Source organism: Coleofasciculus sp. B1-GNL1-01 (genome assembly GCF_040220235.1).
Lineage (GTDB): Bacteria > Cyanobacteriota > Cyanobacteriia > Cyanobacteriales > Coleofasciculaceae > Coleofasciculus.
Genome location: NZ_JAVJTO010000051.1, coordinates 12,250 through 36,573, shown reverse-complemented (window position 1 = coordinate 36,573; position 24,324 = coordinate 12,250). Strand labels below are relative to the sequence as shown.

Genomic DNA, 24,324 nt, shown 5'->3' with positions numbered 1-24,324 from the left:
CTTCCACCCTGATTTTGCTCCTTGTCATGATTGTCTTTCCCTCCCCAAACACCTTCCCTTCTCAAAACCTGAAAACCGCACTCAATAGCACTCTTATCGTTAGTTTATCGGTCGTTAGTCTGCCTTACTCAACCTCAGCACTAACACCGACTCTTTCCCATCCCCACTCAGATCATCTTGCCAATCATTCTGAGCCTAATACGCCAACTTCGCCAACTCCGACTATTTCTGTCACGCCCGAAGAACCCAGCTTACCTGAAAGACTCGACTGGTCTACTAATGCTGCCGATCTCAAAATCACTTCACCTAATTTAACCCCTGAACCGACGCCCACCCATCTACCTTTAGAAAGAGAACCTAATACTTCCCCCCTCCCTTCTTCTAACCCTCAAGAAACAGAACCCACTCCCACCTCTGACCCCGATTATATTAGTCCACCGCGAATTGCTCCCCAGGAACAAATCAATCCTTCAACCACCACTATCCCCCTAAATGACACGCCAATTACTCACCTCACTGACTGGGAATTTAGTGCTGGAAAAACCTTTGCTGACACCCAAGAAAGCGACTTTACATTTAATACCACAATCAAACTTGACAGTCAAGTTGTCGAAAGCTTAAGTCGAACCAATATTTATACCGTAGACCAAAAAGGTAGGTATTTCCAACTGCGTACTGTTCCCCGCCAACGCACCGTTACCACTACAACCACCGAACCCCAAACCATGACCGGGTTAGAATTACAAATGAGTTTAACCGGGGCTTGTATTCTACCCAATTCTCCCGGTGGTGAACAATGTACCTATACTCCCGGTTTAGTCATTGATCGTGATAGTATTGATCCCCAATTTTTTGTTCCCACTCGCGTCTTTCAAACCTCTCAAGTTGGCGAGGTTGTCACGCCAGAATCTTTGGCGGTGATGCAATTACCCGGCTTTCAACGGGGTGCGAATGGTCAAGACATTGGCTTAGACCTTTATTTCCCCAATTTAGGGACATTTCCCCGCAATAACAACGGTGACGCAACAGAAATAGACAGAGAAGAAGACATTGATTACACGATAACCGGAACCTTTTCCCAAGTCCGACAAATTGTTAAAGCCAATGACACCGAAGCCGTTTTAGGGCGGACAATTCGCGGCATTACGATGTTTTCCTTCGACGATAACCGCCTAGTAAATACCACACTGCAACTCGGCGCTCAGGTTTTACCCGATGTCATTCCCGATTTAGACGGTAGTACCAATCCCGCGAATAGAAATATTAATCGTAACTTATTCCTCGCCGCCAATAATACTCGCTTACCAGCCAGTAGTTTTACTATCTATTCCGCCGGAATTGGACGCGCTGAAAGCTTAACCCCTGACATCACTGAGCTGAGTCAAATTCCTACGGCTAATTATAATAGTATTTGGCTCGGTCTTTCTCCAGTTATTGATCGCACGTTTTCCACAGGTGAACTCTTTTATCAAGCCACCAGTGCGCCGCGCTCAATCGCCCGTGCTGGTGCAGAGGGGGGGGCTGATACTGATATTGAACTGGTTTCTGCCGTTAACCATGATATCTTCTCCACGGCTAATTTACAAGATTTTTATACCCAAATTTATTTAGACTTTTTCAACACCGATGTTAACTACATTAGTGAGAGTATTTATCAGGAAGAAACCCAGTATTATCCTCACTTTAGCTTCACCGGAAACTTTAGCGGAACTCAGGATGTAATTCGCTATTATGCCGGGATTATTGCCGCCGAAGAAGTGAAGGGGTATCTCGGCGCTGATTATACCCGCAACACGAATAACGGTTGGAAGTTTAGGGCTGGCGGTGTTGGTTATTTTAACCCCGATCGCGACTATTATAGTCAATTATGGGGCAGTGTTTCTAAACGGATTTCCCTGGGTGAACAGGCGAATTTAATTTTAGCGACGGGCTTTAATTATGCCCTAGATCGGGAAACCCAGATTGGCGATGTGGTGAGTATTTCCCCCGCCAGTAGCTTAACCGCTAGCGGTCGTTTAAACTGGGGAATCATGTCTTTGGGGTTAACTAAATACTTTGGCGATGTTTTCCCCAATTCCTACGCCGATCAACTCCTGGCTGATGTCACAATTCGTCCCCTAGATAATCTGCGCTTGTCTGCTTATTTTGCGCCCATTGATGAAAATTCTAGTCGTTCGCGCTATGGTGCAAGTCTGTTGTGGAAATTGGGGGAAAGCTATAATAGTCCAACCCTTTCGCTGAATTGGCAAAATCAGGATTATGATTATGGCAGCGACGCTTTTGGCAATAATTTGGTGGTAAATGATGATATTTTTACTCTGCTATTTAGGGTGGGTTCGCCGACTAATCCTTTTTTTCAGGGAACAGGGAATAAGTAGTTGGACAAAAGAAAACGGTACTGTGTTAAGTTGTTTAAATAAGCATCGAACCCTTACATAAACGAAGAACTTAGCTTGTTTCCTTTCAGGAGCGAGTAAGAAAAAGAACGCTCCCCACCGTTAACTATAATTGTGTCCACCTACTTAATTCGTTTCCGAGGGATCAAGACGCTGCGATCGCGTTTTCCGACGTTGCCACCATGCATCAATGGAGACGTCATTAAAACTATTGCCAGCAATTAAGATAAAAAACACCAGACAATAAATCAATTGACTTGTTGCCGTATCCCAGTTTTGCAGTAATGTCACCCCATACATCAGCACGATCATTAAGCCAAATCCGGTGACTAACGCCGCTTGAGTCGCTAATCCCAGTGTCACCAGAAATCCGACAATAAATTCCACAATTGGCACCAGTAAAGCGGGTGCCCTGACTAAAGGTTCGGGAATAAAGGTATCTTGAAATAAATCAACCATCGACTGGGCAAAGCCGGGAATATTACCGAGGCGTGTAAAGCCGTGGTTAAAAAAGTTTATGCCTAAAACGATTCGCAGCAATGTATAGGCGATGACAATATCTCGACGACGGAACCAGGGGGTTGGGTGATGGTGCATTTGGTTAATTGTTGTTTGTAGTCAGTGCTTTAGCATTTGTTTTATTATCATCCTCTCTTGTCCGCCCTGATATGACTCGCGCCTGCCCGTTTGACCCCTATTCAGCGATCACCCTTAAAAAGGTGGCGTGGTGAGGAATCACTGCACTTATAGGGCGGTGATTATGTCAATATTCAGATTACCATTGCCAAGTCACCCGAATTCGCGTTAGTATGAATACCTCCCCCCTCACCCATGGGGTTACCACTATTCAGGGTAACCCCACCCCCCTTAATCTTCCTTCCTCTGAGAATAATGTTTCTGCCATGGGTTTGCATTAAACCCGAACCGGAAAACCTGATCGCATCCTCACTGGTGATGCTAATAATACCGCCATTCGTGGTTAGCGCGATCGCAGTTCATCTCGCGCTTGGTTAATTTCCTTGAGTTTGGCTTCGGCTTTCTGGCGTAAGCGCTGATTGTCCTCGGGGACGCGATCGGGGTGTCAAATAAATGCCAAGTCTTTGTAGGCTTGGTTCACGTCTTCGAGGGAAGCGCCGGGTTCGAGTCCCAGTATTCTATAGTAGTGGTCTAAGTTGTTAGATGACATTGCCGTTTAGCACCTGTTGAGCCGTTAGCACAAGGTTGGGGAACAGATCACAGTGAACGCGATCGCTCTCTTTATATTCTGTTGAATCATACCAACCTTCGACCAAGGTGAGGCGGGTGACTTTGGGAGCATGTCACCTTTGTAGGTTGGGTTGAGGAACGAAACCCAACGATAGCAGGCTAACTTGGACATGGCAGTTTTGGGGCTTGGGGGATAGTTCTAGTGTATTGGGTTATTGCCCAAATCTTCACGACTGATGAGTTGAACATAAACCTCCATGGTATTACCGTAGGGGAGTCTAGAGCCACCAACGAGAATAGAAGCGTTTCCAGGTTTATCATGCTTGCTCACCCGACATTCTGCCTTTTTTGGCTCGGTTTGTGACAACATAGCCACCGCGTTACCTCCCCATAACGCATATTCATCCGCCCCATTTGAGTAGACGTGCAAAATAGCCACCTCTGGCGATAGCTTTATCGTGATGTAAAGCTTATTGGGCGGGAAAAATATTTCTTGAGTTCTAATTATAACAATTACCGATTGCCTAAAATTTAGTAGAGAGCGCACAGCCATCATCTTTGTCAAAAAGATATCTTGCATCAGCATTATCAATGGTGCGTTACGCTTCGCTAACGCACCCTACGACACACCTGATTTAATGGATGACGCTTATATCCAGAAGCTGTAGGGGCGCACCGACGTGCGCCCACCGACGTGCGCCCAACCCAATCGTAAACTCGATTAAACCCGCACCGTATAAGTTTCTTCAATCAACCGCGCCGCAATTTTTCCCGAACTCATCACCCCCGGTAATCCCGCCCCCGGATGCGTTCCCGCCCCCACAAAATAGAGATTCGGAATATCCTCACTCCGATTATGAGGACGAAACCAAGCCGACTGCGTGAGAATCGGTTCCACGGAAAACGCACTGCCTAAATAACTATTTAGTGTATCGCGAAAATGCAACGGATCAATATAATGTTCGGTGACTATATGCTTAGACAAATCCGGTAAATAATGCTGTTCCAAATACTCAATAATCCGATCCCGATACGGTTTCGCCATCACCCGCCAATCGGTTTGACTCCCCAAATTAGGAACTGGAGATAACACGTACCAACTATCACAACCAGGTGGGGCTAATGATGAATCAGTCGCCGTCGGATGATGTAAGTACAAGGCAAAATCCTCTGCAAGCTGCTGGCGCACAAAAATATCCCGCATTAATTCCCGATACCGAGTCCCCATCAATATTTCATGATGTGCCATCTCTGGATACTGACGATTTGTACCAAAATACAGCACAAATAAGGACATAGAATAGCGCATTTTTTTAACGCGACGGTCATTATATTTGCGGCGAAATTTCTGGGAAACTAAATTCAAGTACGTAAACGCCACATCCGCATTACTCACCACCCCATCCGCTTTCAGGACTTCTCCACCCTCTACCCTCACGCCTGTGGCTTGTTTCGTCCGTTCATCTATGACAATTTCCGTTACCGATTGATTCAGTAATAGTTGTCCCCCAAGTTCCTGAAACAATTGCACCAACGCCTGAACTAATGCGCCCGTTCCTCCCATCGGAAACCAAATCCCAAACGCCTGTTCTAACTTATGAATCATGGCGTAGATAGCCGTACTCTGAAATGGATTTCCGCCAATTAATAAAGGATGAAAACTAAAAACTTGCTGCAATCGTTCATCTTGAATGTACTGATTCACTAACCCAGCGACGGATTTATAAGTCTGTAAGCGAATCAAATCTGGAGCCACGTTTAGCATATCCTTGAAGCGGCTAAACGACTGCTCCATCAATGGCAATCCTTTCTCAAAAATAGCGTTTGCAGCTTTAGCAAAGCGTTGATATCCAGCAACATCAGCCGGATTAAACGCCCGAATTTGTTCAATTAAATAGTCGGTAGAATTATTGTAGTGAAAGACTGACCCATCGGGAAAGCGAACATTATAAAAGGGTTCAAGGGAGACAAGTTTGACATAATCGGCAGTCTTTTTCCCCGCTAAGGCAAATAACTCATCGATTAAATGTGGCACCGTGATAATCGTGGGACCCCCATCAAAGGTAAACCCCTGCTGTTGATAGACATACGCACGCCCCCCGGCGCGATCGCGCTTTTCCACAATCGTCACCCGATGACCCCCAGCCTGTAACCGAATCGCCGCTGAGAGTCCACCAAATCCGCTACCAATGACCACAATATCCATAAGTTAGCTCCTTATCAGTGTTCGGGAAGCAGGGGAAGCAGGGGAAGCAGGGGAAGCAGGGAAAGCAGGGGGAGATGAGTACATACAACAAATGACCAATGACAACGGATAAATCGCTCTATCATAGGTAAAGATGTAAAGAAATGTAAAATTATATGCCAGATAGAGTGATTGTGGTCGTCGGTGCCACCGGAGGTATTGGATCAGCCGTCACCCACCAATTAGCCCAAGAGGGAGCCAATTTAGTCCTCGCCGCCAGACAGAGCGATCGCCTAGCCACTTTGACGTCCCAACTCCCCATGGCTAACCTAGAGCAAGTCTTAAATGTACCCACGGATATCACCGATCCAGCCCAAGTGGAAACGCTGATGCAGAAGGCGGTTGACAAGTTTGGTCAAATTGACGTACTCATCAATGTAGCCGGAGCAGGAGTTCTTAAACAGTACAACAAAATTACATCGGCTGACTTAGACGCGATGCTGGACTTAAATCTCAAAGGTAGCTTCTATACCTGTCAAGCCGCCGCTGAAGTGATGAAGGCTCAAAAATCCGGTCACATTTGTAACATCATCGGCATTTTAGGCAAACATTCCATGGCGATGGCGTCAGCTTACTGCGCCTCGAAGTTCGGCGTTGTCGGATTTAGCAAATGTATGGCAGATGAATTAAAGCGCTTTGGGATTAAGTTTACACTCTTTTACTTTGGCGGTGTAGATTCACCCTTCTGGGATAATGTCAGCTTAAAAGTGGATCGCAAAAAGATGCTGACTCCGCAAACAGCAGCGAATGCCATTCTGTTTGCCCTGAGAACTGATCCCCAAGCCGTACCGATGGAAATTAACATCCAGCCGGAAAGCCATCTCTTTTTCTAATCACCAATTATGACGAATGACAAATGACGTAGCTTGCTTCTCGCGATAGCGAGTATGACAAATGACTCTCCCTTAAGAATGAGCTGAAATTCCGCAAAAGACGGCAAAATTGACAACCAAGTAAGCTGCCGGATGGGATAAGCCATGAGAATCGATCACATTCACTTTTACGTTAAAGATGCGCTAGCCTCCCACGATTGGTTTGTTGAGAAAATGGGCTTTCAATCTGTGGCATCGGGGGCAAGTTGTCACACACACACTACGGTGGTCAAGAGTGGTGCTATTTATTTTGTCCTGTCGTCTGCGATCGCGCCTAATAGTCCCGTTGCCCAGTTTCTGCGCCAGCATCCTCCAGGTGTTGCTGATATTGCATTCAAGGTTGCCGATCTGGAATGGAGCCTGGAAAAACTTCTCCAACGCGGCGCGAAGGTCTTACAACCGCTTCAAACCCAAGTTGATGAGTCTGGATACATAAAGTGGGCTAAAGTCGCTGCATGGGGCGATATGACTCATACTTTGGTCGAACGCCATAGCTTTCATCCCATCCTCTGCTTTCCGGTACAGGTAGACTGGCTGAGTGAGACGAAGGTGGGGTCAAACGGAGTAAGTCAAAAGGACAAGTCAACATTCAACCCTCAGACGCGCCATGGCGCGTCTCTACATTCAACACTTCCCCAATCCCCAACTGAAACTGAAGCGTTTACCCATATCGATCACATTGTCCTAAATGTGGCGGCTGGGGATTTAGCGAAAGCGGTTCAGTGGTATCAGCAGGTGTTGGACTTCCAACCGCAGCAGGTGTTTACCATCCAGACTGAGAAATCTGGCTTATGCTCTCAGGTGATGGTGCATCCGGTAACCGGGACACAATTGCCCATTAATGAACCGACATCGGCGAATTCTCAAATTCAGGAATTTCTGGATGTGAATGGAGGAGCCGGAATCCAGCATATTGCTTTAGCCACGAGAAATATTGTGGGTGCGATCGCGCAGCTGCGTCGTCAGGGTATGTCCTTCATCAACGTTCCCCCTAGTTATTACAGTCAACTGCGTGATCGCTATCCGGGTTATAATTTCTCGACGGCGGCGTGGGATGCGATCGCGCAGCAGCAAATTTTGGTGGATTGGCAAGCTCAATACCCGCAAGCGTTGCTGCTACAAACCTTTACCCAACCCATTTTCGCCGAACCCACCTTCTTTTTTGAGTTCATCGAACGGCGATGGGGAGCCAAAGGCTTTGGTGAGGGGAATTTCCAGGCTTTGTTTGAGGCGATCGAGCGGGAGCAGATGAAACGCGGTTGTTTGCCGATGGAAAAGAGTTGATCCGTATTTTTTAGGGAAAAGAGGGAACAGGGAACAGAGAGGGTAGGTAGCTACAGGAAACAAAGCTGAACATCTCTACCCATTGTTACCCAAAATTATGTCCTCGAACCATGTCCTCTTTCCGAAGTGAAGAAGTAAAGGAGAAGTGAAGGAGAAGTGAAGGATGGGCAGAGATTTATCCCGATGGAATTTACCCTCTTGTCTTCTCCTCTTCCCCCCTTTCATCGCAGGAAGCTGCTAATCAGCCAGAACAGGACAAAGGTGACCAATGAGGCAAATTTCTCAACGGTCAAACCCATGTCGATAAGCAGTGACTCTAATGCTCCTCCCAGAACGGTTCCCAACGCTACACCTAGCAGCAAACCAACGAGGGTCAGCAATACAGCCCGACCAAATTGTTGTTCTTTGCGATTGAGGAAATAAATCGTACCGCCAAACCCCAAGGCGACAGTAAAGGTAAGAATTGACGCTTCTGGATAAAACAGAGTCAGACCAATCAAGACCAAGAACACCACCGTGGGTGCAACTAGATCACTTCTCGTCGGGGTATCCAACAGTCCTTGCAACCAAGCCGGAGAGGAATTGGCTGAGGGGGAGCTAAAACCCAACGGGGTTTGTGGCACTTTTTCCCGTTCTGGAAAACGAATGCGTTCTGGAACCTTGATTTTTCCTTCTTGGCGCATTCTGAGACGATCCATAATAATCGCATCATAAGCCGCCTCTACTGACTCGACAAGCTTAGGTTCGCCGCGATGCTGCTGCATCAAGCGTCCTTTAGCATCCTGAATTTCATCGAAGGAAGCGTCTTCTGTAACCCCAAGTTTTTTGTAGGGATTTTGATCGCTCATTCAAAACCTCCTAGACATCCCTTTTTTCACTGGTATATGTAAGACTCTACACTGGTTATTATGATAGACATCGATCTTCTAAACCCTGCTGTACCCAACAGGTAACAGCCTAGTTACGTACCGAGTGCCATGTTAACTCCCTTGCAAGCTAGTGTAGCCTGTTCTTTGCAAACAAGTCCTCTTGGCAGAAAAATTCGTTGAGGCAAGCCCAAGTGATGCCAGATCTGCCAAAAGCGGTTATGCTATTGGGCGGCTGCCCTATTTTCCCACTTGGGTAATGATGCCAGACGCTATTGGCATCCCTGAGTTCTCTGGCGATAATTGATTTAAATGCTGATTACGCCATTGATGTCACAAAAATCTATACCCTGATTCCTGATCCAGCTACGCTATAAGAGTATTGACTAAAATGCTCAATACATCCTAGTGGTGAATAGGTGTGCATCTTGTATCAATCCCTGAAATTAGTTCTCCGTGGAAATTTATGACCATGGTCTCCGCCAAAATTCTTGTCGTGGACGACGATCCGGCAATCCGCAATTTAATAATTCGCTTTTTGAGCACAAAGAACTATCAAATGGAGTCGGCGCAGGATGGTAAGACGGCTCTAGCCACATTTAAGCAATTCAACCCAGACTTAGTAATTCTGGATGTGAATTTGCCAGATGCCCTTGGCTACAACCTTTGCCGGGAAATGCAAAGCATGAATGATGTTTTTGTCCTCTTCCTCACGTCTCGCGATCAACCCGATGACAAAAATCAAGGGTTCAAACAGGGTGGTGATGATTATCTCACCAAGCCCTTCGATTTAATGGAACTCGAAAACCGAGTTGGGGCGATTTTGAGACGTAAGCGGGAAATTACGCCGACTGACCAGCAACGTCTCGTTTACAATCACTTGACGATTGATCCCACCCGTCGGGAGGTGACCCTTCACGACCAACTTGTCCCTTTGACCGCTCTAGAGTTCGATTTGTTACATTTCTTAGCATCTCACCCAGGTCAAGTCCTGCGCCGTTCTGAATTGATTCAGGAAGTTTGGGAATACGACTATGTTGGAGACCAACGAGTTGTTGACGTTCATATTGGGCAAATTCGCAAAAAGATCGAAATCGATGCAAGTGACCCGAAATTAATCCAAACGATTCGGGGGGTTGGCTACAAGTTTGAAGCACCCAACACTGAGCAACATAATGGGCAACGGTCTTTATGAACAACTGACACCAAGCTTATGTCATGGTGTCAGCTTTTTAGTTCATCACGAATTACTTAATTATAGACTGCCTACGATTAAGTCATACATCTTGTCTATCAGCAGCCGCCCGGATTCCCAGACCGATAGAATTTTGAGTCCTCCCTTACCAATCTGATGTTGGTTACTTTTTCATTTATAGTGAGTGCCACCGTCAGGACATCAATATCCTGGCGTTTTGTGGAATTTTAAGCACTGAGAAATGAGAACAGCTAGGGAAAAATCAGTTAGTATCTACCAATTCTTTGTCTTCACGTTCGCTAAAAACTATGTTTTTAGCTAGCTTGAGACGGAGTAGCGGCATGATTATTGCTATCTGTTGAATCACCTTCAGAAGTAGCTGGCTGCTGAGTTTCAGACAGTGCAGGTGTTTTCGCCGCTTGTTCTAACTGTTGAGCCTCACGCTTAAATTCCGTTTCAAATTCTCTCGAGGCATCTTGAAAACCGCGAATGGCTTTCCCTAGACTCTGACCAATCTCTGGTAACTTTTTCGGTCCAAATACTAATAGCGCCACGATTAAAATCAGCGCCATTTCCGGTAAACCAATACCAAAAACGTTCATTTCATAACCTCCTGATATACCAATAGCGGTTTCTATTGTATATCAAATGCTAAAGTTTAATTTTCATTGATAATTGTCTCCCCACTGACAAGCAGACAGGGAGAGGGTATTCATGGTTCATGCCTGATTAGAGAAAAGTTTATGGCTATGAACCATGAACGATGAACCATGAACGCTCAAAACCTAGAGACCTATTGACCTAGGCTTCTCCAATCCACATTGATGTTCTCCAGCAACAGCGAGGAGTTGTATAGCTGCAAGATAATTAGCAAGAAAACGAAGAATAAGAGCATGAACACTGCCATTAAAGGCGTTGTTCCCCAACCGGGAGCTACTTTACCATATTCAGAGTTCAGGGGTTTGAGAATATCTCCTAACCGCGTCTGTTGTGCCATGGGTCACCTATGATTAATTTCGATCACGTTTTGTAATGTTCTGTAATATTATAGAGGAAGAAGACTCATTTATATGATATCCACAATGGAACCTGCAATAGTTCTTAGCATTTCAGTCGCTGTGATTCTAATCGCCGTCACTGGCTTTTCCATCTACACAGCGTTTGGTCCGCCTTCGGCTGAATTGAGTGATCCATTTGAAGACCATGAGGACTAAGCTCTGACTTTCCGGTCTGAAGAGAGGGGAGTTATTTCAGAGCTTCGCTTTATTTCAGAGCTTCGCTCCACGGCGCTAACACAGGGAGTCATTGGTCAAAAATGCTAGACTGATAACTTGCTACTGTAGGAACTAAAAATCTATGCTGCATCGGCGTTACCAGTTTGATTCGAGTCAAATTATGCACCGGGCTGAGGAGCTAGTCACCGCTGCTTCTAACCGCTATCGGATTACGGTGCAAGTGGCAAATCGGGCAAAGCGCCGTCGCTACGAAGATTTTGAAAATCTGGATGATCCAATGATGAAGCCAGTACTGCGGGCAATCATTGAGATGTCTGATGAATTGACACAACCGGAAATTATTGGGGACTAAAGGTGGGCGCTAGTGCAGCGCCCTTGGAAATACTTGAGCAGCTTCGTAGATACGATTAAGCTCTTGGAGCATGTAGAGACGTAGCATGCTACGTCTGGAAGATGGGGAAGAGGAAAATAGGTAATCTTCTACCAGAGAGGGGGTAATCTTTATGGCGACAGCTATATCATCCTATTCACTATGATCCAACTGAAACGGAAGGGTAAGGCGACGCGCTTAGTTGTGCTGTTCACCCTTGCCATTCTGACGAGTATCGGCTTGTGCTGGGGCAAAGCGGGGGTTAGGACTATCCCCGTTTTGTCAATTATGGGTTCCCAACCCGCTAGCGCCCAATTAATACGATCGCAGGATACTTGGCGTCAAGTTTATGAACAGTTGCCCGATTTTCCCAAAGAAAACCAGTATGTCACCAATGAAACAGGCGAAGTCAATTTAGAGAGTACATTGGCAAGTCGCCTGATTCGTTATCACCTGTATGAGAAAAGACGTCTTCCTAATTATCGGTTTGATTGGAAGCTGACACTGGCGGATTATCTGGGGGCGAATGAGTATATCAATGAATCTGAGTATCCTGGTAGTAACACGTTAACGGAAAATCCGATGGCAGGCGATCGCGCGGCGATAGAAAAGCTGACGCGCCAGCAGCGAGAGGATTTGATTGAGGTTTTGGTTAGCATTTATAATCCCAATCGCCCCGATACCCAAATTTCAGCACCCAGCCAGCAGCCGTCGCCGCCTTCTACTCCAACTCGCCCTTCTAAGCCCCGATTACCTCAACCTGGGGATGCTGATTTACTTCGTTGAACGACTTCTCTAGAAGGGGCGGGTTTAAACACGTAAATAGCTGGTGATATCCGTTTGCTGTAAAACCTGCCCCTACAAATACCTGACCCCCTGCTTGCACATTAATGCAAGAAGTGACGCATACCTGTCAGCACCATCACTAAACCCAATTCATTCGCCGCCTGAATCGAATCCTTATCCCGTAAACTTCCCCCAGGTTGTACGATCGCGTTTATTCCAGCATCAGCCGCTGTGCGTACTGAGTCATCAAAGGGGAAGAATCCATCACTGGCGAGAATACTCCCTTTCGCTTTTTCCCCAGCTTGTTCCAAGGCAATTTTCACCGCACCAATGCGATTCATTTGACCCGCACCAATGCCCAACGTGGCGCGATCGCCTGTGACGACAATGGCATTAGATTTAACATGTTTACACACCTTCCAGGCAAATAATAATTCCTCTAATTGATCAGGTGTCGGTTGCTTTTCAGTCACAACTTGCCAGTTGTCGGGGCTATCTACCGCATCATCTGAGGCTTGCACCAGTAACCCGCCAGCAATAACCTTTACAGTTTGCTTGGGACCTTTTTGCAACTCAGGTAGCAGTAAAACTCTTAACTTGGATTTTTTCGCCAGAATCTCTTTGGCGTCGGGTTCACATTCTGGTGCGACGACACATTCTAAGAAGGTTTGGGTTAACGCCCCGGCTGTCGATAGGTCAATTGGATGATTCAAGGCGACAATACCGCCAAAGGCAGAAACGGGATCAGCGTGTAAGGCTTTTTCGTAAGCCTCAAATAGCGTACCTCCTAACGCCACACCACAGGGATTGGTATGTTTCAGAACAGCCGCCGCAGGTAAATCAGTAAATTCAGTAATAATCCGCCGTGCGGCTTCTAAATCCACTAGGTTATTGTAACTGAGTTCTTTTCCTTGTACTTTAGTTGCAGCTGTCCAGCCTGTGGGAGTGGTTCCGGTTTGATACCAAGTTGCTGATTGATGAGGATTTTCCCCATAACGTAGGGATTGTAGTTGCTTTCCAGAGAGGACAAAATCCTGGGGAAGGGATGGTGCTTCCTGGGCTGCGTCGAGGGGTTCCTGGGTTTTGCCTAGGTAGGAGGCGATCGCGCGATCGTAATCACCCGTATGAGAAAATGCTTCTATCGCACAGGCTTGACGGAATTCTAGAGACGGTTGATGGTCATGCTGGCGTAATTGTTCGAGATAGGTGTCATATTGGCTGGGCTTACACAAAACTGTGAGATGGGCAAAGTTTTTAGCTGACGCCCGTAACATGGCAGGTCCACCAATATCAATATTCTCGATCGCCTCGGCTAATGTTACATCGGGTTTGGCGATCGTTTCCTCAAAGGGATATAAATTCACCACCACCAAGTCAATGGGTAGAATCTGATGGGCTGCCATTTGTTCCAAGTCTTCAGCCACATCACGCCGTCCCAGAATACCACCATGAATCCGGGGATGCAGAGTTTTCACTCTACCCCCTAAAATTTCTGGAAATTCTGTATAATCAGATACTTTAGTTACGGGTAAGTCCGCCGCTTGCAGGGCTTTGGCGGTTCCTCCACTACTCATTAAGGCAAAGTCAAATTCTGTAACTAACTGACGGGCAAACTCAACCAGTCCAGTTTTATCCGATACACTCAGCAGGGCTAAACGTGCCATAACTCTTCTCGATTACAATCTTCTTTAGGATATCTGGGATTTGGGATGTTTCGTCATTGGTCATTGGTCATTGGTCATGCGTTAAGTCGGGGCGGGTTTAGTTACATCTGGGTGTAACCGCAAAGATAGTTGTGAAACCCGCCCCTACACAATTTCCCTCATCTTCCTCATCTTCCTCATCTTCCTCATCTTCCTCATCTTCCTCATCTTCCTCATCTCCTGATAACTGATAACTGATAACTCCTTCATCAAAAACCCCGTCCTCGCCAATTAGGGGGACGGGATTATTTTTTGGAAACTCAAAATTACGATGAAGCAATAGCGAGTTTTCCGGCTACAACTAATCCTTATAAGTCGGATTTTTGGATAGCTTGTGGTGGCAATTCTGTTGGGAGGATGTCACCAAATAACAATACCAACAAATTCTCTCCTCAATCTCTACCCACCATTCAGCTTAAGGCATCGGATGGAAAAGAAGATCCGGGAAAAAGCGGTTAAACTCAATCAAAATTCCGGCGGTAATGGTTAGCCAAACCGCAATTAACACCGGGGCTAAGGACAGATACTTGAGAAAATACTGCATCACACTTCTCCTGAACGTAATAGGTAAGGTAAGTCAATTAATTTGCCAATCTCTAGATTAGCGAGGGGATACGGGAACCTCATCCGCCTTGGCATATAATTTGCCAGAGAGGGCTTCTTGCACGGCAGCTAGGGGCCAAATAAAACCAAAGAGCATTTTATTAATTGCCAAAGGCACGTCGATGATAATTTCTTTTTCTTCGGGATTCTTTTCGCTTTGAATCGCTTGTAAATAGGCGCGACCAACCCAGCCAATCCAGCCAGCCATATACAGCCAGAGAATGCTAGGAATGAGAAAGTCACCCGCTCGACTCCAGCGACCATCCGCAATCAAGTGGGGCAGTCCGTCATCACCACAGAGGGCTTCGGAATAACGCTCAAAGCGTTTTTTGCCGGAATCGGGGTCGTCGGTGGTTGGACGGGCGTTCTGCGCTCGTTGCTGAAATGCGGGGGACTCACTACAGGGGGTGAGATGGTCAAAATCAGCCAAGGCTGGGGTGACAAAGCTAAACCAGAGGGTAACGGCGAAAAGTAGAGCCAACAATCGTCGCATAGAATTGTTTCCTTTTGTTACGAAATCAAAAGTTTTATGTACGAAACACAGAAACGGTTTGTACACTCCAGCCATATTACTCTGAGAGGTTGAACCGAGTAAAGTTTATGTGAACTACCAACATCAAATCAAAGATTATGATGTTGGCTTCGCGTCTCATTCGCCGATGCCGCCACACCCTCAAGATGTATTGGTCTTACTCAGCGTCTCTGGTTGAAATCCAACCTTTATCTCCGACAAGTGGGAGAACCCGCGCAGTTGCCCTGATTTCCAAGGCAGAAAAACTTTTTGTTTACACAAAAGTGTTCAGATTCCCGACCCTAGCCAGCTTGGTTTTCGCTGTTATTTTCTATACGGGAATCCTTTCAAAGGATTTTACCATCTTACTGAACAAGTTAAGATGTAACTTGAGTATTTCAGGTGATGGGCGGATGGCTTGTGTTTTAGCCATAGAAACCAGTTGTGACGAAACCGCCGTGGCGGTGGTGCAGAATCGCACTTGTTGCAGTAATGTTGTGGCATCTCAGATTCCGGTGCATCAGCCTTATGGCGGGATTGTGCCGGAAGTGGCGTCGCGATCGCATCTGGAGATGATCAATACCGCGATCGCTCAAGCTTTAACCGAAGCGAATCTGGGTTGGGAGGCGATTGATGGCATCGCGGCGACTTGTGCGCCCGGTTTGGTGGGTTCGCTGTTGATGGGGTTAACGGCGGCGAAAACGCTGGCTATGGTTCATAATAAGCCGTTTCTGGGAGTGCATCACTTAGAAGGGCATATTTATGCCACCTATCTGATTGAACCCGAACTCGATCCCCCGTTTTTGTGTTTGTTGGTGTCTGGGGGTCATACGAGTTTAATTTATGTTAAGGATTGTGGCGTCTATGAAATGCTGGGGTCTACTCGTGATGATGCGGCGGGTGAGGCTTTTGATAAAGTAGCGCGATTGTTACACCTGGGTTATCCTGGAGGTCCGGCGATTGATCGGTTAGCCAAGGAAGGAAATCCTCACGCCTTTAAGTTACCAGAAGGAAGGGTATCGCGTCCCAGTGGCGGATATCATCCTTATGATTCCAGTTTTAGTGGATTGAAGACGGCTGTCTTACGGTTAGTGCAAAAATTGGAGCAAGAAGGGGATGAATTACCCGTTCCGGATATTGCGGCTTCATTCCAGGAAACCGTCGCGCGATCGCTCACCAAACGGGCGGTGAATTGTGCGATCGATTATGGGTTAACTACAATTGCTGTGGGGGGTGGCGTTGCGGCAAATAGTGGCTTGAGACAGCACCTACAAGCGGCGGCGTCAGCTCACAATTTGCGCGTTCTTTTTCCACCGATTAAATATTGTACCGATAATGCTGCCATGATTGGTTGTGCGGCGGCGGATCATCTGAATCGGGGACATACCTCTCCCCTAACGATTGGTGTGCAGTCACGGTTACCGATTACCAAGGTTATGGAATTGTACCAACAGTCAACAGGCGATTAGGACAAAGGAAGGCGCTGAAACCTTGACCAGTCAATGTTTCCGTTATTTTGTTCTGGGGGGAACTTCAGTTTAACTAACCGCGAAACCGTCGTACTGGCGAACGAAAGGTGAATGGTAGGCTAGGACAATATCTGTTTTAGGAATACCGGATTCAATAAGTTCATTAGCTACGCCGACTTCTGTACCATCATACTGAATCCAAAGTTTCTCTCCTTTAATATCAATATGAATCAGGGCGCCGTATACACGTTTTTTTTGAAGCCATCCAGTGCGTAAAACTTGATAATGATCTCGATCTTGATCGAACAAAACATCCATCTCGATTTCGCCATAGACAGGTTTGATTTGGCTATGTGCCATTAGTATGTCTTGAACAATCTGTCGATATTGGCTCACTTTATCCATTGCACAATCCTCCTATCTTCTAGATCATAAATAACCAAATAAAGTTGATACTCTATTACCCCTTCTTGAATAAATCTGAGGCGAAAGAATTCTTCATAGGTTTGGCTGGGTACTGCCAGATAAAGTGTTCGGGTTGGCTCTTGTACTCGCAGTGCCCGACGGTAGTTGAGGTATTGTCCAACAGCAGTGTGAAATTCAGAAATTGCTGAGGGATTGATAAAACTTTTTACTTCTACGGCAATTTTTTCGGCATCTCGTTCGGCAGCGAGTAAGCGCTCAGCACCCAAATCAATCTGCATTTGCACATCACCGTAGTCTATGGGAAAAGGATCGTGGGTGATCTGCCATCCTTCTGCAAGGAGAGCCTCTTTGACAACATCGTGAAATAGATCTTTTGCCATTACCCATCCCTTTGCTATGACTTTCTGTTCTTCAGTTATGTTAAGAGTTGACGAATTTGATCTGCCATGGTTTGGCTCGCGCTATCCGCCGTTACCAGTTCGATTTGTTCGGCGCTGCTAGCACCTAATCCTAATTCTACGGCTCGTTGAATTTGCTCTAACTGCCAAATTGAACCACTAGAAACCGCGTCAGTGGTGCCAAGCGATCGCAAGATGGCAATGGCGACAGCATCAACCGCCACGCGATCGGTTCCCGCTAGCATTACCTCGGCTTTTACTTTCTTCCCAGAGGCGGGTCCACCATTGACAAAAGCGTCTACCCCATCTAATAGAATCAGTGCAGGTTTGTAGGCTTGGTTAATTTCAGCAATCATTATTCGTTGGTGAGGGGAGGAATGTAAATCCTGCATATAATTAAACGAATCCCCAGGTACATATTTGGCAACCATCCCCACGGAATTTTTCAGCGACAGGGTAAAATGACCGCCAAAACGATGAGTTTTCAAGCAACAGGTATTCACAATTGCGCCTGCATCTAAAATTGGACGAGCAAAGGCAAACCCTTTTTGCCAATGGGTTCCCTCGGCGGAAATGTACTGCCATTGATCCGCATCCATCTCGTCAAAAACAATCGTTTCTAAGCCATAGCGATCTGCTAATTGAAACACCTGTTTTTGTTCCATGGCTTGACGAGTATTTGCCATCCCAGAGCGATCGCCTATGGTAATTCCTTGGTTTCCAGCCGTCTGTAACTCTTGCACTAGCGCCTCTAGGAGTTGAGTATCCGTGGCGGCTGGGGCGGGATCTCCGGTGTTATAGTTAGGCTTAAGGAAGACAGTGCGATCGGAAAGTCCTTCGGGTTGTAGCAAATCCAGTGCTTTTTGAGTTCCTGCTACTCGGTCATCAGTACGCACCAGAACCACTTTACTCACATTACCGGATGGAGACTGGGCGATGGGGGTGGGTGTGGTGGTGGGAACGGTTGCATCAACGGCTGTATCAGGTGTTGGCGAGGTGGAATTCCCGGTTCTGCAAGCCGCAGGCAGAATTGAGGTTCCCGCAGCGAGTGCGGCTAAACGTAGAACACGGCGTCGTTTGTATTTGCGAGTGGAGTGATTGGGTTGCATGGTGGCTTGAGTTCAAAAACAACAGTTCTGAATTAAATTGGCTCAGTGCTAAAACCTGTTGATATCTTGTACCATTTTAAATCAGTCCGCCCATTCGCCAAGAACTCAAGTTCTTGGCTAAAAGCTCAAGTCCACTAAAGTGGACTAAAACTCGTGTATCAGGTCTATATAAACCATTATTATTATCGTATATTTTGCCATTTTTATACTTTACTTATTTCATCGAATTTTGACCCTATGCTTTGCCTTCACCATAATGTAACTATTCAACCGGACACGATATTCTACAGTCGTCTTTAGACGACTTTCGCTTTTAGTCTTGGGTTTTAACCCAAGGCGATTGGTGCGATCCTATACCCAATTTAAATGTGTGATAGCTTACCAAATTTGGCTTGCAGGATCAGTTTCAAAATGGTTTTGTACGAAATAGTTTCATTGTAATACTCACATAAGGAGTTCCACAGGTTTGGATGTGGATTTGCCTGTGGGTGTTTAATCTGAACGTGCCGAAATGCATCCAGCAAACTCAGATTTTCTTCTTCTTTTAAAGTGGCTACAGCAAATAAACTGGAACGACTGATTCCAGAACCACAAACAATTAGCACAGTTTGACTCTTGGCTTTTTCCTGGCGAACAAACTCAACACCTGATTTAAGCTGTTCAAACGGCAGCGGTTGACCATCTTCAACGGGAATATAACGGGAGACAATATTAGGCTGTTGTACATCCTCAGCTAGGTGTAACATTGCACCAATTTGGTTATGCTGGAGCAAGTCATAATTTAGACTTTCTCTATAGTTGCCAACGTACAACCACGGTCTAATACAATACATTTTGTTCTTGTCTTGGAATTTCAACGATAGGTCTAGTTTAATCCACGTATTGTCCGACTATAATCATGCAATAGATTGATGGTTAAATTGGGCGCACGTCTGTGCGTCCCTACAATTCTAATCCACCAATTAAGGTGTGCCACGCCACTACACATAGATTATATCCTAAGTGTATCTGACTACATTTTTTATCCTTAATTACTCCGGTTACCCTTCTCCCTCGATGGGAGAAGGGGTTAGGGGATGAGGGTGAAATGCTACGAAACATCAACTCACAAATCTGGTTCAATTCCTGCGGCTCGCAATTGTTCGGCTAATCGCTCGGCTCTTTGACGTTCTTGGTCTAATTGAGATTGAACCTGTTGGGCTTGTTCATGACCCGTTAACAATAAATTACCTTCAGAATCCCACCAACGTAACCACGGCAATTCTGTATTTTGATATCGACCTTGCCAAATTCCTAATTCAACACCTAACAGTGAAATCGGATAATGACCCCGTTCATTTGCCGTTACTAATTGATACTGACCTGCAACTAAACAATAAACCTCAACACTGGCGCGGTTCACTTCATAAATGCCGTAATACGCTGGACGAATTATCTGTTCATATATCCAGAATTTTCCCGGTTTTTCTGCTCCCGGTTCTTGAGTTCGGGATAAAGGAGTATTATCTCGTTCCTGTGAGCCATCTCCTGAGACAAATTCTAAAACAATCAGGGGTGGAATTAATTCTTGCCACAATACATAAGACCGCCGTACTTGACCATTTAACGTAGGCGGTACATTCGGAACATAAAACCAGTCCGGTGCTTCGGCTCCTGTTTCGGGTGGGTCAGTCAAACGCCAGTAAATCCCGCAATCTTGACCAATACAATATTGCCCATCTGGATGATATTGTTGCAGTACAGATGTGATGGAATCAGTTAAAAGAATGCTTTGGGGATGCTCCTGAAAGTTGTTCCCAAATGTACCATCAGATTCTGGTAATTGAGTATGGTCAGGTAGGGTTTTTGGAAAGGTTGGTGGGTTAGCTGTAGAAGTCATCGGAACCTGGGGATAACAGCTCTAACTGTATCTTAGTCTTAACGGCTGAGTTTCTCACTAGAATATTGAACCCAAAAGCCATCCTAATCCAAGTCCTAACCAAGAGGTTCCCAGTAAAATTAGAAAGGTGTGAAACTTGCTGAAGGATTCTTGTAACTTCTCCTTAGCCCCAGCCCCAGCCCCAGCGCCAGCCGCAGCTACAGGCACAGCCGCAGCCGCAGCCACCGCCACAGCCCCAAGCAAAACCGCAGCTGTAGCTCCAGCCCCAGCCATAGCCGCAGCTACAGCCCCAAGCACAGCCACCGCCACAGCCGCAGCCACAGGCACAGCCCAAGCCGCAGCCGCAGCTACAGCCCCAAGCACAGCCACCGCCACAGCCCCAACCTCAACCAAGAAAAAGCCTATCCCTAGGTAGCATCCTGCTATTACCGTAAGCCTAACCCACGGAATAGTTCTTGCTTTTCGAGTACTTGCTGTTCTAAAAGGTTGCCTAGAAGTCTGATTAGCTGAAGGACGAAAAAACTCTTGCTCGTGAACTGGAGGCGGAGTTAAAACTGTTGGAATTTCCAGCAACTTCAACCAAGCCTGCATCGACTGGGGACGCTTTTTTGGCTCCAACGCCATTCCTTTGAGAATTGCCCGATTCACCTGCTTACTAATCCCTGGAACAATTTGCCGAGGTTCAATCAAAGGTTGCTGATAAAGCTTGCGATCCAAACCCTTAGTAGGACATTGACCTGTCAGTGTATAATACAGCGTTGCCGCTAAACAATGAACATCGACATTTGGCTCCCGACTTCCCCGGTGTACCTGCTCATAAGGCGCAAATCCCTCATTACCAACTGCTCCTGTTGACGTGTATGTCGAGGGAACCAGTTCTTTAGCAATACCAAAATCAATTAAAACCGCTTTGCCATTTTGCCGCAATAGAATATTTCCTGGATGAGCATCTCGATGAGTCAACCCTACCTGATGCACTACAGCCAACGCTTCCCCAATTTGGCAAATATACCTCACCGCTTCCGCTTCAGGTATCGCTCCCCTGCGCCTAACTAACTCAAACAAATTTTTCCCCTCCACAAAATTCATCACTAAGCAGTAAATTGCTTTTTCTTGGAACAAGTCATGCACTCCGACAATAGAGGGATGCGGATCTCTGGATAGTCGGGCTAATATCTGTGCTTCTTCAATAAATCGAGCCACATACTTGTGATAATCTGGCTCGTATTGCAGATATTCGTTAGGCGTTTTAATCACAACATCATGATTCAGAGATACGTGCCGCGCCTTATAAGTGATTCCGAAACCACCTTGTCCCAGAACTCCTTGAATTACATATTTACCGCCTTGTAATTTTTGCCCTGTTGCCCAAACCATAGCTATTTTGAAATAATTCTAGAATTGTCTATGGCGAAATCGTCGATGATGGAGTAGGAGACGGGGGTGACTGAGGCTTTAACCGATCCATCCAGTCTGACAAGGGTCCAAAGAATGCCACAATTAAACTTAGCACCGCTACAATCAACCCCGCGATCGCAAGTTTTTGCTCTAAGGTTAATCCTCTCTTAGCAGGCGGTGGCGTGGGTGCTGGAGGAGAATCTTCACTGCTCAACCCCAGCGAATCTAACCATTCTCGCATCGACTGGGGGCGCTGCTTGGGTTCTAATCCCATACCCTGGAGAATCAGCCGATTTGTGCGATCGCGAATCTGATCGTTATACTCTTTTGGTGGGACTAATCGCTCTCGATCTAGCTTCCGCTTAATCGCACTCACAGGTTTTTGTCCGGTTAACAGTTCATACAACGTCGCCGCCAACGAATAAACATCCGTATATTCTCCCGGTTTCTCAGCCAGTCGGGAATAGAGTTCCATTGGCGCAAACCCGTCTGAGGCTTCTTTTGTCCGCACTGAAGTCACCTCACAGTCAAACTCCAGCGCTAAATCGAAATCAATTAAAACGGCTTCCGCTTTTCCGTCACGAACATGGAGAATAATATTACCCGGTTTCACATCCCGATGAATCAAACCATTCCCATGCACCTCAATCAGCGCCTCACCAATTTGCTGAATATAATTGAGGGCTTCGGCTTCGGGGAGCATTTTCGGGGCGCGGTAGGCTAAACTCATCCCATCCACATAATCCATGACGATGCACCACCGTTTCCCCTCTTTAAAAAGATCTCGGACTTTGACAATATGAGGATGATTACACCCTCTGAGTTTGACGGCTTCCTGGCAAAACTTAGTTTCCAATCGGTTTTGTTCTTGTGGGGTGAGGGAATTGAGGAGTGCATCATTCAAGGTTTTGATCACCCAGCGACAATCATCTCTATCCCGCACCAGATAGGTAATCCCCAAACGCCCTTGTCCCAGTTGTCTCTCTAAGATGTACTTACCGTTATAAAGCGCATCCCCTGTCGCCCAAACCATGGTTTGCCATTCTCAAAACTTAGGTTAATTTTGACACAGTATGTCAGAGACTGTAGGGGCGCACCGACGTGCATCCGTGTCAACTTAAGGTGAAAGTCAATGCTGGCAAGGTTTTAAACTGTGGCTATCTACTCCTTGACATTTTCCCCCTCATCCCCTAACCCCTTCTCCCGACCCCCCTCGTTCCCCCCTACAAGAGGGGGGAGGACAGATGATGCTTCGCTTTTGTTGCACGGGAGAAGGGGGATCGGATGCTCTTACTCCCCTCTCCCCGGCGTGGGAGAGGGGCTGGGGGAGAGGGGTTGAGCTTAAGTTGACACCAATGACCGACGTGCGCCCTTAGCCAGGGAAGCTATTCAGCATTTAAATCTTAATATCAAGAAGTGCCAATTTTTTGTAGTGTGAGCATCTTGCTCACTACCTAAAACACCACTGAAACCCGAAAACATACAGGTGTAGAGAATGATTAAAGGTTCAGTGCAAGATTCCAGTTAGCTATTCAGTGATATCAGAAATAATTACGCTTTGCTTAATTCTACTCCTCTAAAATCTCAACCAAATCCTCAACCATCACATCAAACGTGCGAGCCAACTTATAGAGGGCAGTATAATCGACCATTGACATTCCAGGACGACGGGCATAACTTCTCACCGTACTGTAAATTACACCGGAACGGTCGGACACTTCCTTCAACGTCCATCCCTTCTCTTGTGCGAGTTCTCGAATCTTTAGCCTAACTAACCCCATCCTTGACAAATGATGCAGTTGCATCGTTTAATGAGAGAATCTGAAAAAGCGATCGCCCTCTAGCCTGGAAAACTGTGGAGCGATCGCGCCAATGTCCCATTAAATGGGATGTAATTTCTATGTTATCAACACATACCACAAAAACGCCCATCTTTGGAGCGTCAAAACTAAACTATAAATCCTCCACCCGTCACCCCTTGGCACGATTCGTCACTGTAGAGACAGTCGCCTTACTGTTTAACCTGTCTCCTGACGAGGTTTATCGCATCGAATGCTGGCAGCATATCGTTTATGTTCACGGTAAAGGGTTGAGTCGATTTGTTAGCTACGCCGACTTTCCACCAATCCTGGAAGCCGAACCCCCCACCCCTCAAGATATGGTGCGTTGGCGTAAGCGCTGGAAATCTCCAATTGCCCCTGAATTTTGGACAACATTCTATGGATTCCAATTCAACCGAGCAACGAGTGAATCGCAGTTGCTAGCGTGGGGGCAATTCGTGGCTACTGTCAAAGGATTGCTATCAACAGCCGCCTTGCAACACCTGCGCCAACGGTATCAGTTAGAACAATATTGGTGGCGTCACTTTTGACG

Annotated in this window: 28 protein-coding genes and 1 pseudogene; 10 read left to right on the top strand and 19 right to left on the bottom strand. The window is 46.4% G+C overall.

Annotated elements, in window-relative coordinates; genetic code table 11:
• Positions 1–26 precede the first annotated feature (26 nt).
• A complete protein-coding gene (locus tag RID53_RS12420) occupies positions 27–2,378 on the top strand; it encodes a hypothetical protein (RefSeq protein ID WP_446388394.1) in 2,352 nt (783 codons plus the stop codon).
• A gap of 144 nt (positions 2,379–2,522) precedes the next feature.
• Here RID53_RS12420 and RID53_RS12415 read toward each other — a convergent pair whose 3' ends face one another.
• The 4 genes and pseudogenes from RID53_RS12415 to RID53_RS12400 all read right to left on the bottom strand — a co-directional run bounded on the left by RID53_RS12415 (position 2,523) and on the right by RID53_RS12400 (position 5,808).
• On the bottom strand, positions 2,523–2,993 hold the full coding sequence (locus RID53_RS12415) for a DoxX family protein (RefSeq protein ID WP_446388393.1): 471 nt from the start codon (positions 2,991–2,993) through the stop codon (positions 2,523–2,525).
• Between the two features lie 388 nt (positions 2,994–3,381).
• Positions 3,382–3,582: pseudogene (locus tag RID53_RS12410) on the bottom strand (J domain-containing protein); the annotation flags it as partial.
• A 219-nt stretch (positions 3,583–3,801) separates the two neighbouring features.
• Positions 3,802–4,182: a hypothetical protein gene (locus tag RID53_RS12405; protein ID WP_446388392.1), complete on the bottom strand. Its 381-nt coding sequence runs from the start codon at positions 4,180–4,182 to the stop codon at positions 3,802–3,804.
• A 141-nt stretch (positions 4,183–4,323) separates the two neighbouring features.
• The gene (locus RID53_RS12400) at positions 4,324–5,808 is read right to left on the bottom strand and encodes a phytoene desaturase (protein ID WP_446388391.1); all 1,485 of its coding nucleotides are present in this window, start codon (positions 5,806–5,808) and stop codon (positions 4,324–4,326) included.
• A 155-nt stretch (positions 5,809–5,963) separates the two neighbouring features.
• Here RID53_RS12400 and RID53_RS12395 point away from each other — a divergent pair, with 155 nt between their 5' ends.
• A complete protein-coding gene (locus tag RID53_RS12395; RefSeq protein WP_446388390.1) occupies positions 5,964–6,680 on the top strand; it encodes an SDR family oxidoreductase in 717 nt (238 codons plus the stop codon).
• A 144-nt stretch (positions 6,681–6,824) separates the two neighbouring features.
• Complete coding sequence (locus RID53_RS12390) at positions 6,825–8,003, top strand: 4-hydroxyphenylpyruvate dioxygenase family protein (RefSeq protein ID WP_446388389.1); 1,179 nt, start codon at positions 6,825–6,827, stop codon at positions 8,001–8,003.
• A 221-nt stretch (positions 8,004–8,224) separates the two neighbouring features.
• Here the strand turns inward: RID53_RS12390 and RID53_RS12385 are convergent, their stop codons facing one another.
• Positions 8,225–8,851, bottom strand: a complete 627-nt coding sequence (locus RID53_RS12385; protein ID WP_446388388.1) for a CPP1-like family protein — start codon at positions 8,849–8,851, stop codon at positions 8,225–8,227.
• 181 nt (positions 8,852–9,032) lie between these two features.
• On the opposite strand from RID53_RS12385, the gene RID53_RS12380 reads away from it, so the two are divergent.
• Positions 9,033–9,176 (top strand): hypothetical protein, encoded by a 144-nt coding sequence (locus tag RID53_RS12380; RefSeq protein WP_446383962.1) that lies wholly within the window; start codon positions 9,033–9,035, stop codon positions 9,174–9,176.
• Between the two features lie 159 nt (positions 9,177–9,335).
• Positions 9,336–10,064 carry a response regulator transcription factor gene (locus RID53_RS12375; protein ID WP_446388387.1) on the top strand — a complete coding sequence of 243 codons (729 nt, stop codon included), beginning with the start codon at positions 9,336–9,338 and terminating at the stop codon, positions 10,062–10,064.
• Between the two features lie 314 nt (positions 10,065–10,378).
• Here RID53_RS12375 and RID53_RS12370 read toward each other — a convergent pair whose 3' ends face one another.
• Positions 10,379–10,666: a TatA/E family twin arginine-targeting protein translocase gene (locus RID53_RS12370; RefSeq protein ID WP_446388386.1), complete on the bottom strand. Its 288-nt coding sequence runs from the start codon at positions 10,664–10,666 to the stop codon at positions 10,379–10,381.
• 191 nt (positions 10,667–10,857) lie between these two features.
• On the bottom strand, positions 10,858–11,061 hold the full coding sequence (gene psbH / locus RID53_RS12365; protein WP_193877901.1) for a photosystem II reaction center phosphoprotein PsbH: 204 nt from the start codon (positions 11,059–11,061) through the stop codon (positions 10,858–10,860).
• Positions 11,062–11,146: 85 nt separating this feature from the next.
• Between psbH and psbN the strand changes: the two genes are divergently transcribed.
• The 3 genes from psbN (at position 11,147) to RID53_RS12350 (ending at position 12,455) form a co-directional block, all read left to right on the top strand.
• Positions 11,147–11,278, top strand: a complete 132-nt coding sequence (gene psbN, locus RID53_RS12360) for a photosystem II reaction center protein PsbN (RefSeq protein WP_006099531.1) — start codon at positions 11,147–11,149, stop codon at positions 11,276–11,278.
• Positions 11,279–11,420: 142 nt separating this feature from the next.
• Positions 11,421–11,651 carry a DNA-directed RNA polymerase subunit omega gene (locus RID53_RS12355; protein ID WP_006099459.1) on the top strand — a complete coding sequence of 77 codons (231 nt, stop codon included), beginning with the start codon at positions 11,421–11,423 and terminating at the stop codon, positions 11,649–11,651.
• Between the two features lie 180 nt (positions 11,652–11,831).
• Positions 11,832–12,455, top strand: coding sequence for a hypothetical protein (locus RID53_RS12350; RefSeq protein ID WP_446388385.1), 624 nt, complete (start codon positions 11,832–11,834; stop codon positions 12,453–12,455).
• A gap of 101 nt (positions 12,456–12,556) precedes the next feature.
• On the opposite strand, the gene purH is transcribed toward RID53_RS12350, so the two are convergent.
• The 4 genes from purH to RID53_RS12330 form a co-directional block, all read right to left on the bottom strand.
• Positions 12,557–14,119 carry a bifunctional phosphoribosylaminoimidazolecarboxamide formyltransferase/IMP cyclohydrolase gene (gene purH / locus RID53_RS12345; protein ID WP_446388384.1) on the bottom strand — a complete coding sequence of 521 codons (1,563 nt, stop codon included), beginning with the start codon at positions 14,117–14,119 and terminating at the stop codon, positions 12,557–12,559.
• Between the two features lie 97 nt (positions 14,120–14,216).
• A complete protein-coding gene (locus RID53_RS12340; RefSeq protein WP_446388383.1) occupies positions 14,217–14,438 on the bottom strand; it encodes a hypothetical protein in 222 nt (73 codons plus the stop codon).
• A gap of 135 nt (positions 14,439–14,573) precedes the next feature.
• A complete protein-coding gene (gene psaJ / locus RID53_RS12335) occupies positions 14,574–14,702 on the bottom strand; it encodes a photosystem I reaction center subunit IX (RefSeq protein ID WP_006099310.1) in 129 nt (42 codons plus the stop codon).
• Positions 14,703–14,759: 57 nt separating this feature from the next.
• The gene (locus RID53_RS12330) at positions 14,760–15,254 is read right to left on the bottom strand and encodes a Photosystem I reaction center subunit III (RefSeq protein WP_446388382.1); all 495 of its coding nucleotides are present in this window, start codon (positions 15,252–15,254) and stop codon (positions 14,760–14,762) included.
• A 431-nt stretch (positions 15,255–15,685) separates the two neighbouring features.
• Here RID53_RS12330 and tsaD point away from each other — a divergent pair, with 431 nt between their 5' ends.
• Positions 15,686–16,741, top strand: a complete 1,056-nt coding sequence (gene tsaD / locus RID53_RS12325) for a tRNA (adenosine(37)-N6)-threonylcarbamoyltransferase complex transferase subunit TsaD (RefSeq protein ID WP_446388533.1) — start codon at positions 15,686–15,688, stop codon at positions 16,739–16,741.
• Positions 16,742–16,810: 69 nt separating this feature from the next.
• On the opposite strand, the gene RID53_RS12320 is transcribed toward tsaD, so the two are convergent.
• The 8 genes from RID53_RS12320 to RID53_RS12285 form a co-directional block, all read right to left on the bottom strand.
• Positions 16,811–17,146: an element excision factor XisI family protein gene (locus tag RID53_RS12320; RefSeq protein ID WP_446388381.1), complete on the bottom strand. Its 336-nt coding sequence runs from the start codon at positions 17,144–17,146 to the stop codon at positions 16,811–16,813.
• Positions 17,134–17,547 (bottom strand): element excision factor XisH family protein, encoded by a 414-nt coding sequence (locus tag RID53_RS12315; RefSeq protein WP_446388380.1) that lies wholly within the window; start codon positions 17,545–17,547, stop codon positions 17,134–17,136. Before RID53_RS12315 ends, RID53_RS12320 begins: the two co-directional genes overlap by 13 nt.
• A gap of 35 nt (positions 17,548–17,582) precedes the next feature.
• The gene (locus RID53_RS12310; RefSeq protein WP_446388379.1) at positions 17,583–18,674 is read right to left on the bottom strand and encodes a DUF362 domain-containing protein; all 1,092 of its coding nucleotides are present in this window, start codon (positions 18,672–18,674) and stop codon (positions 17,583–17,585) included.
• 362 nt (positions 18,675–19,036) lie between these two features.
• Positions 19,037–19,507: a dual specificity protein phosphatase family protein gene (locus RID53_RS12305; protein WP_446388378.1), complete on the bottom strand. Its 471-nt coding sequence runs from the start codon at positions 19,505–19,507 to the stop codon at positions 19,037–19,039.
• Between the two features lie 272 nt (positions 19,508–19,779).
• On the bottom strand, positions 19,780–20,553 hold the full coding sequence (locus RID53_RS12300; protein WP_446388377.1) for a Uma2 family endonuclease: 774 nt from the start codon (positions 20,551–20,553) through the stop codon (positions 19,780–19,782).
• A gap of 57 nt (positions 20,554–20,610) precedes the next feature.
• On the bottom strand, positions 20,611–21,930 hold the full coding sequence (locus RID53_RS12295; protein WP_446388376.1) for a serine/threonine protein kinase: 1,320 nt from the start codon (positions 21,928–21,930) through the stop codon (positions 20,611–20,613).
• 28 nt (positions 21,931–21,958) lie between these two features.
• Positions 21,959–22,984 carry a serine/threonine protein kinase gene (locus RID53_RS12290; RefSeq protein ID WP_446388375.1) on the bottom strand — a complete coding sequence of 342 codons (1,026 nt, stop codon included), beginning with the start codon at positions 22,982–22,984 and terminating at the stop codon, positions 21,959–21,961.
• 535 nt (positions 22,985–23,519) lie between these two features.
• Positions 23,520–23,732 (bottom strand): helix-turn-helix domain-containing protein, encoded by a 213-nt coding sequence (locus RID53_RS12285; protein ID WP_446388532.1) that lies wholly within the window; start codon positions 23,730–23,732, stop codon positions 23,520–23,522.
• A 119-nt stretch (positions 23,733–23,851) separates the two neighbouring features.
• Here RID53_RS12285 and RID53_RS12280 point away from each other — a divergent pair, with 119 nt between their 5' ends.
• Complete coding sequence (locus RID53_RS12280) at positions 23,852–24,322, top strand: hypothetical protein (RefSeq protein WP_446388374.1); 471 nt, start codon at positions 23,852–23,854, stop codon at positions 24,320–24,322.
• Positions 24,323–24,324 lie beyond the last annotated feature (2 nt).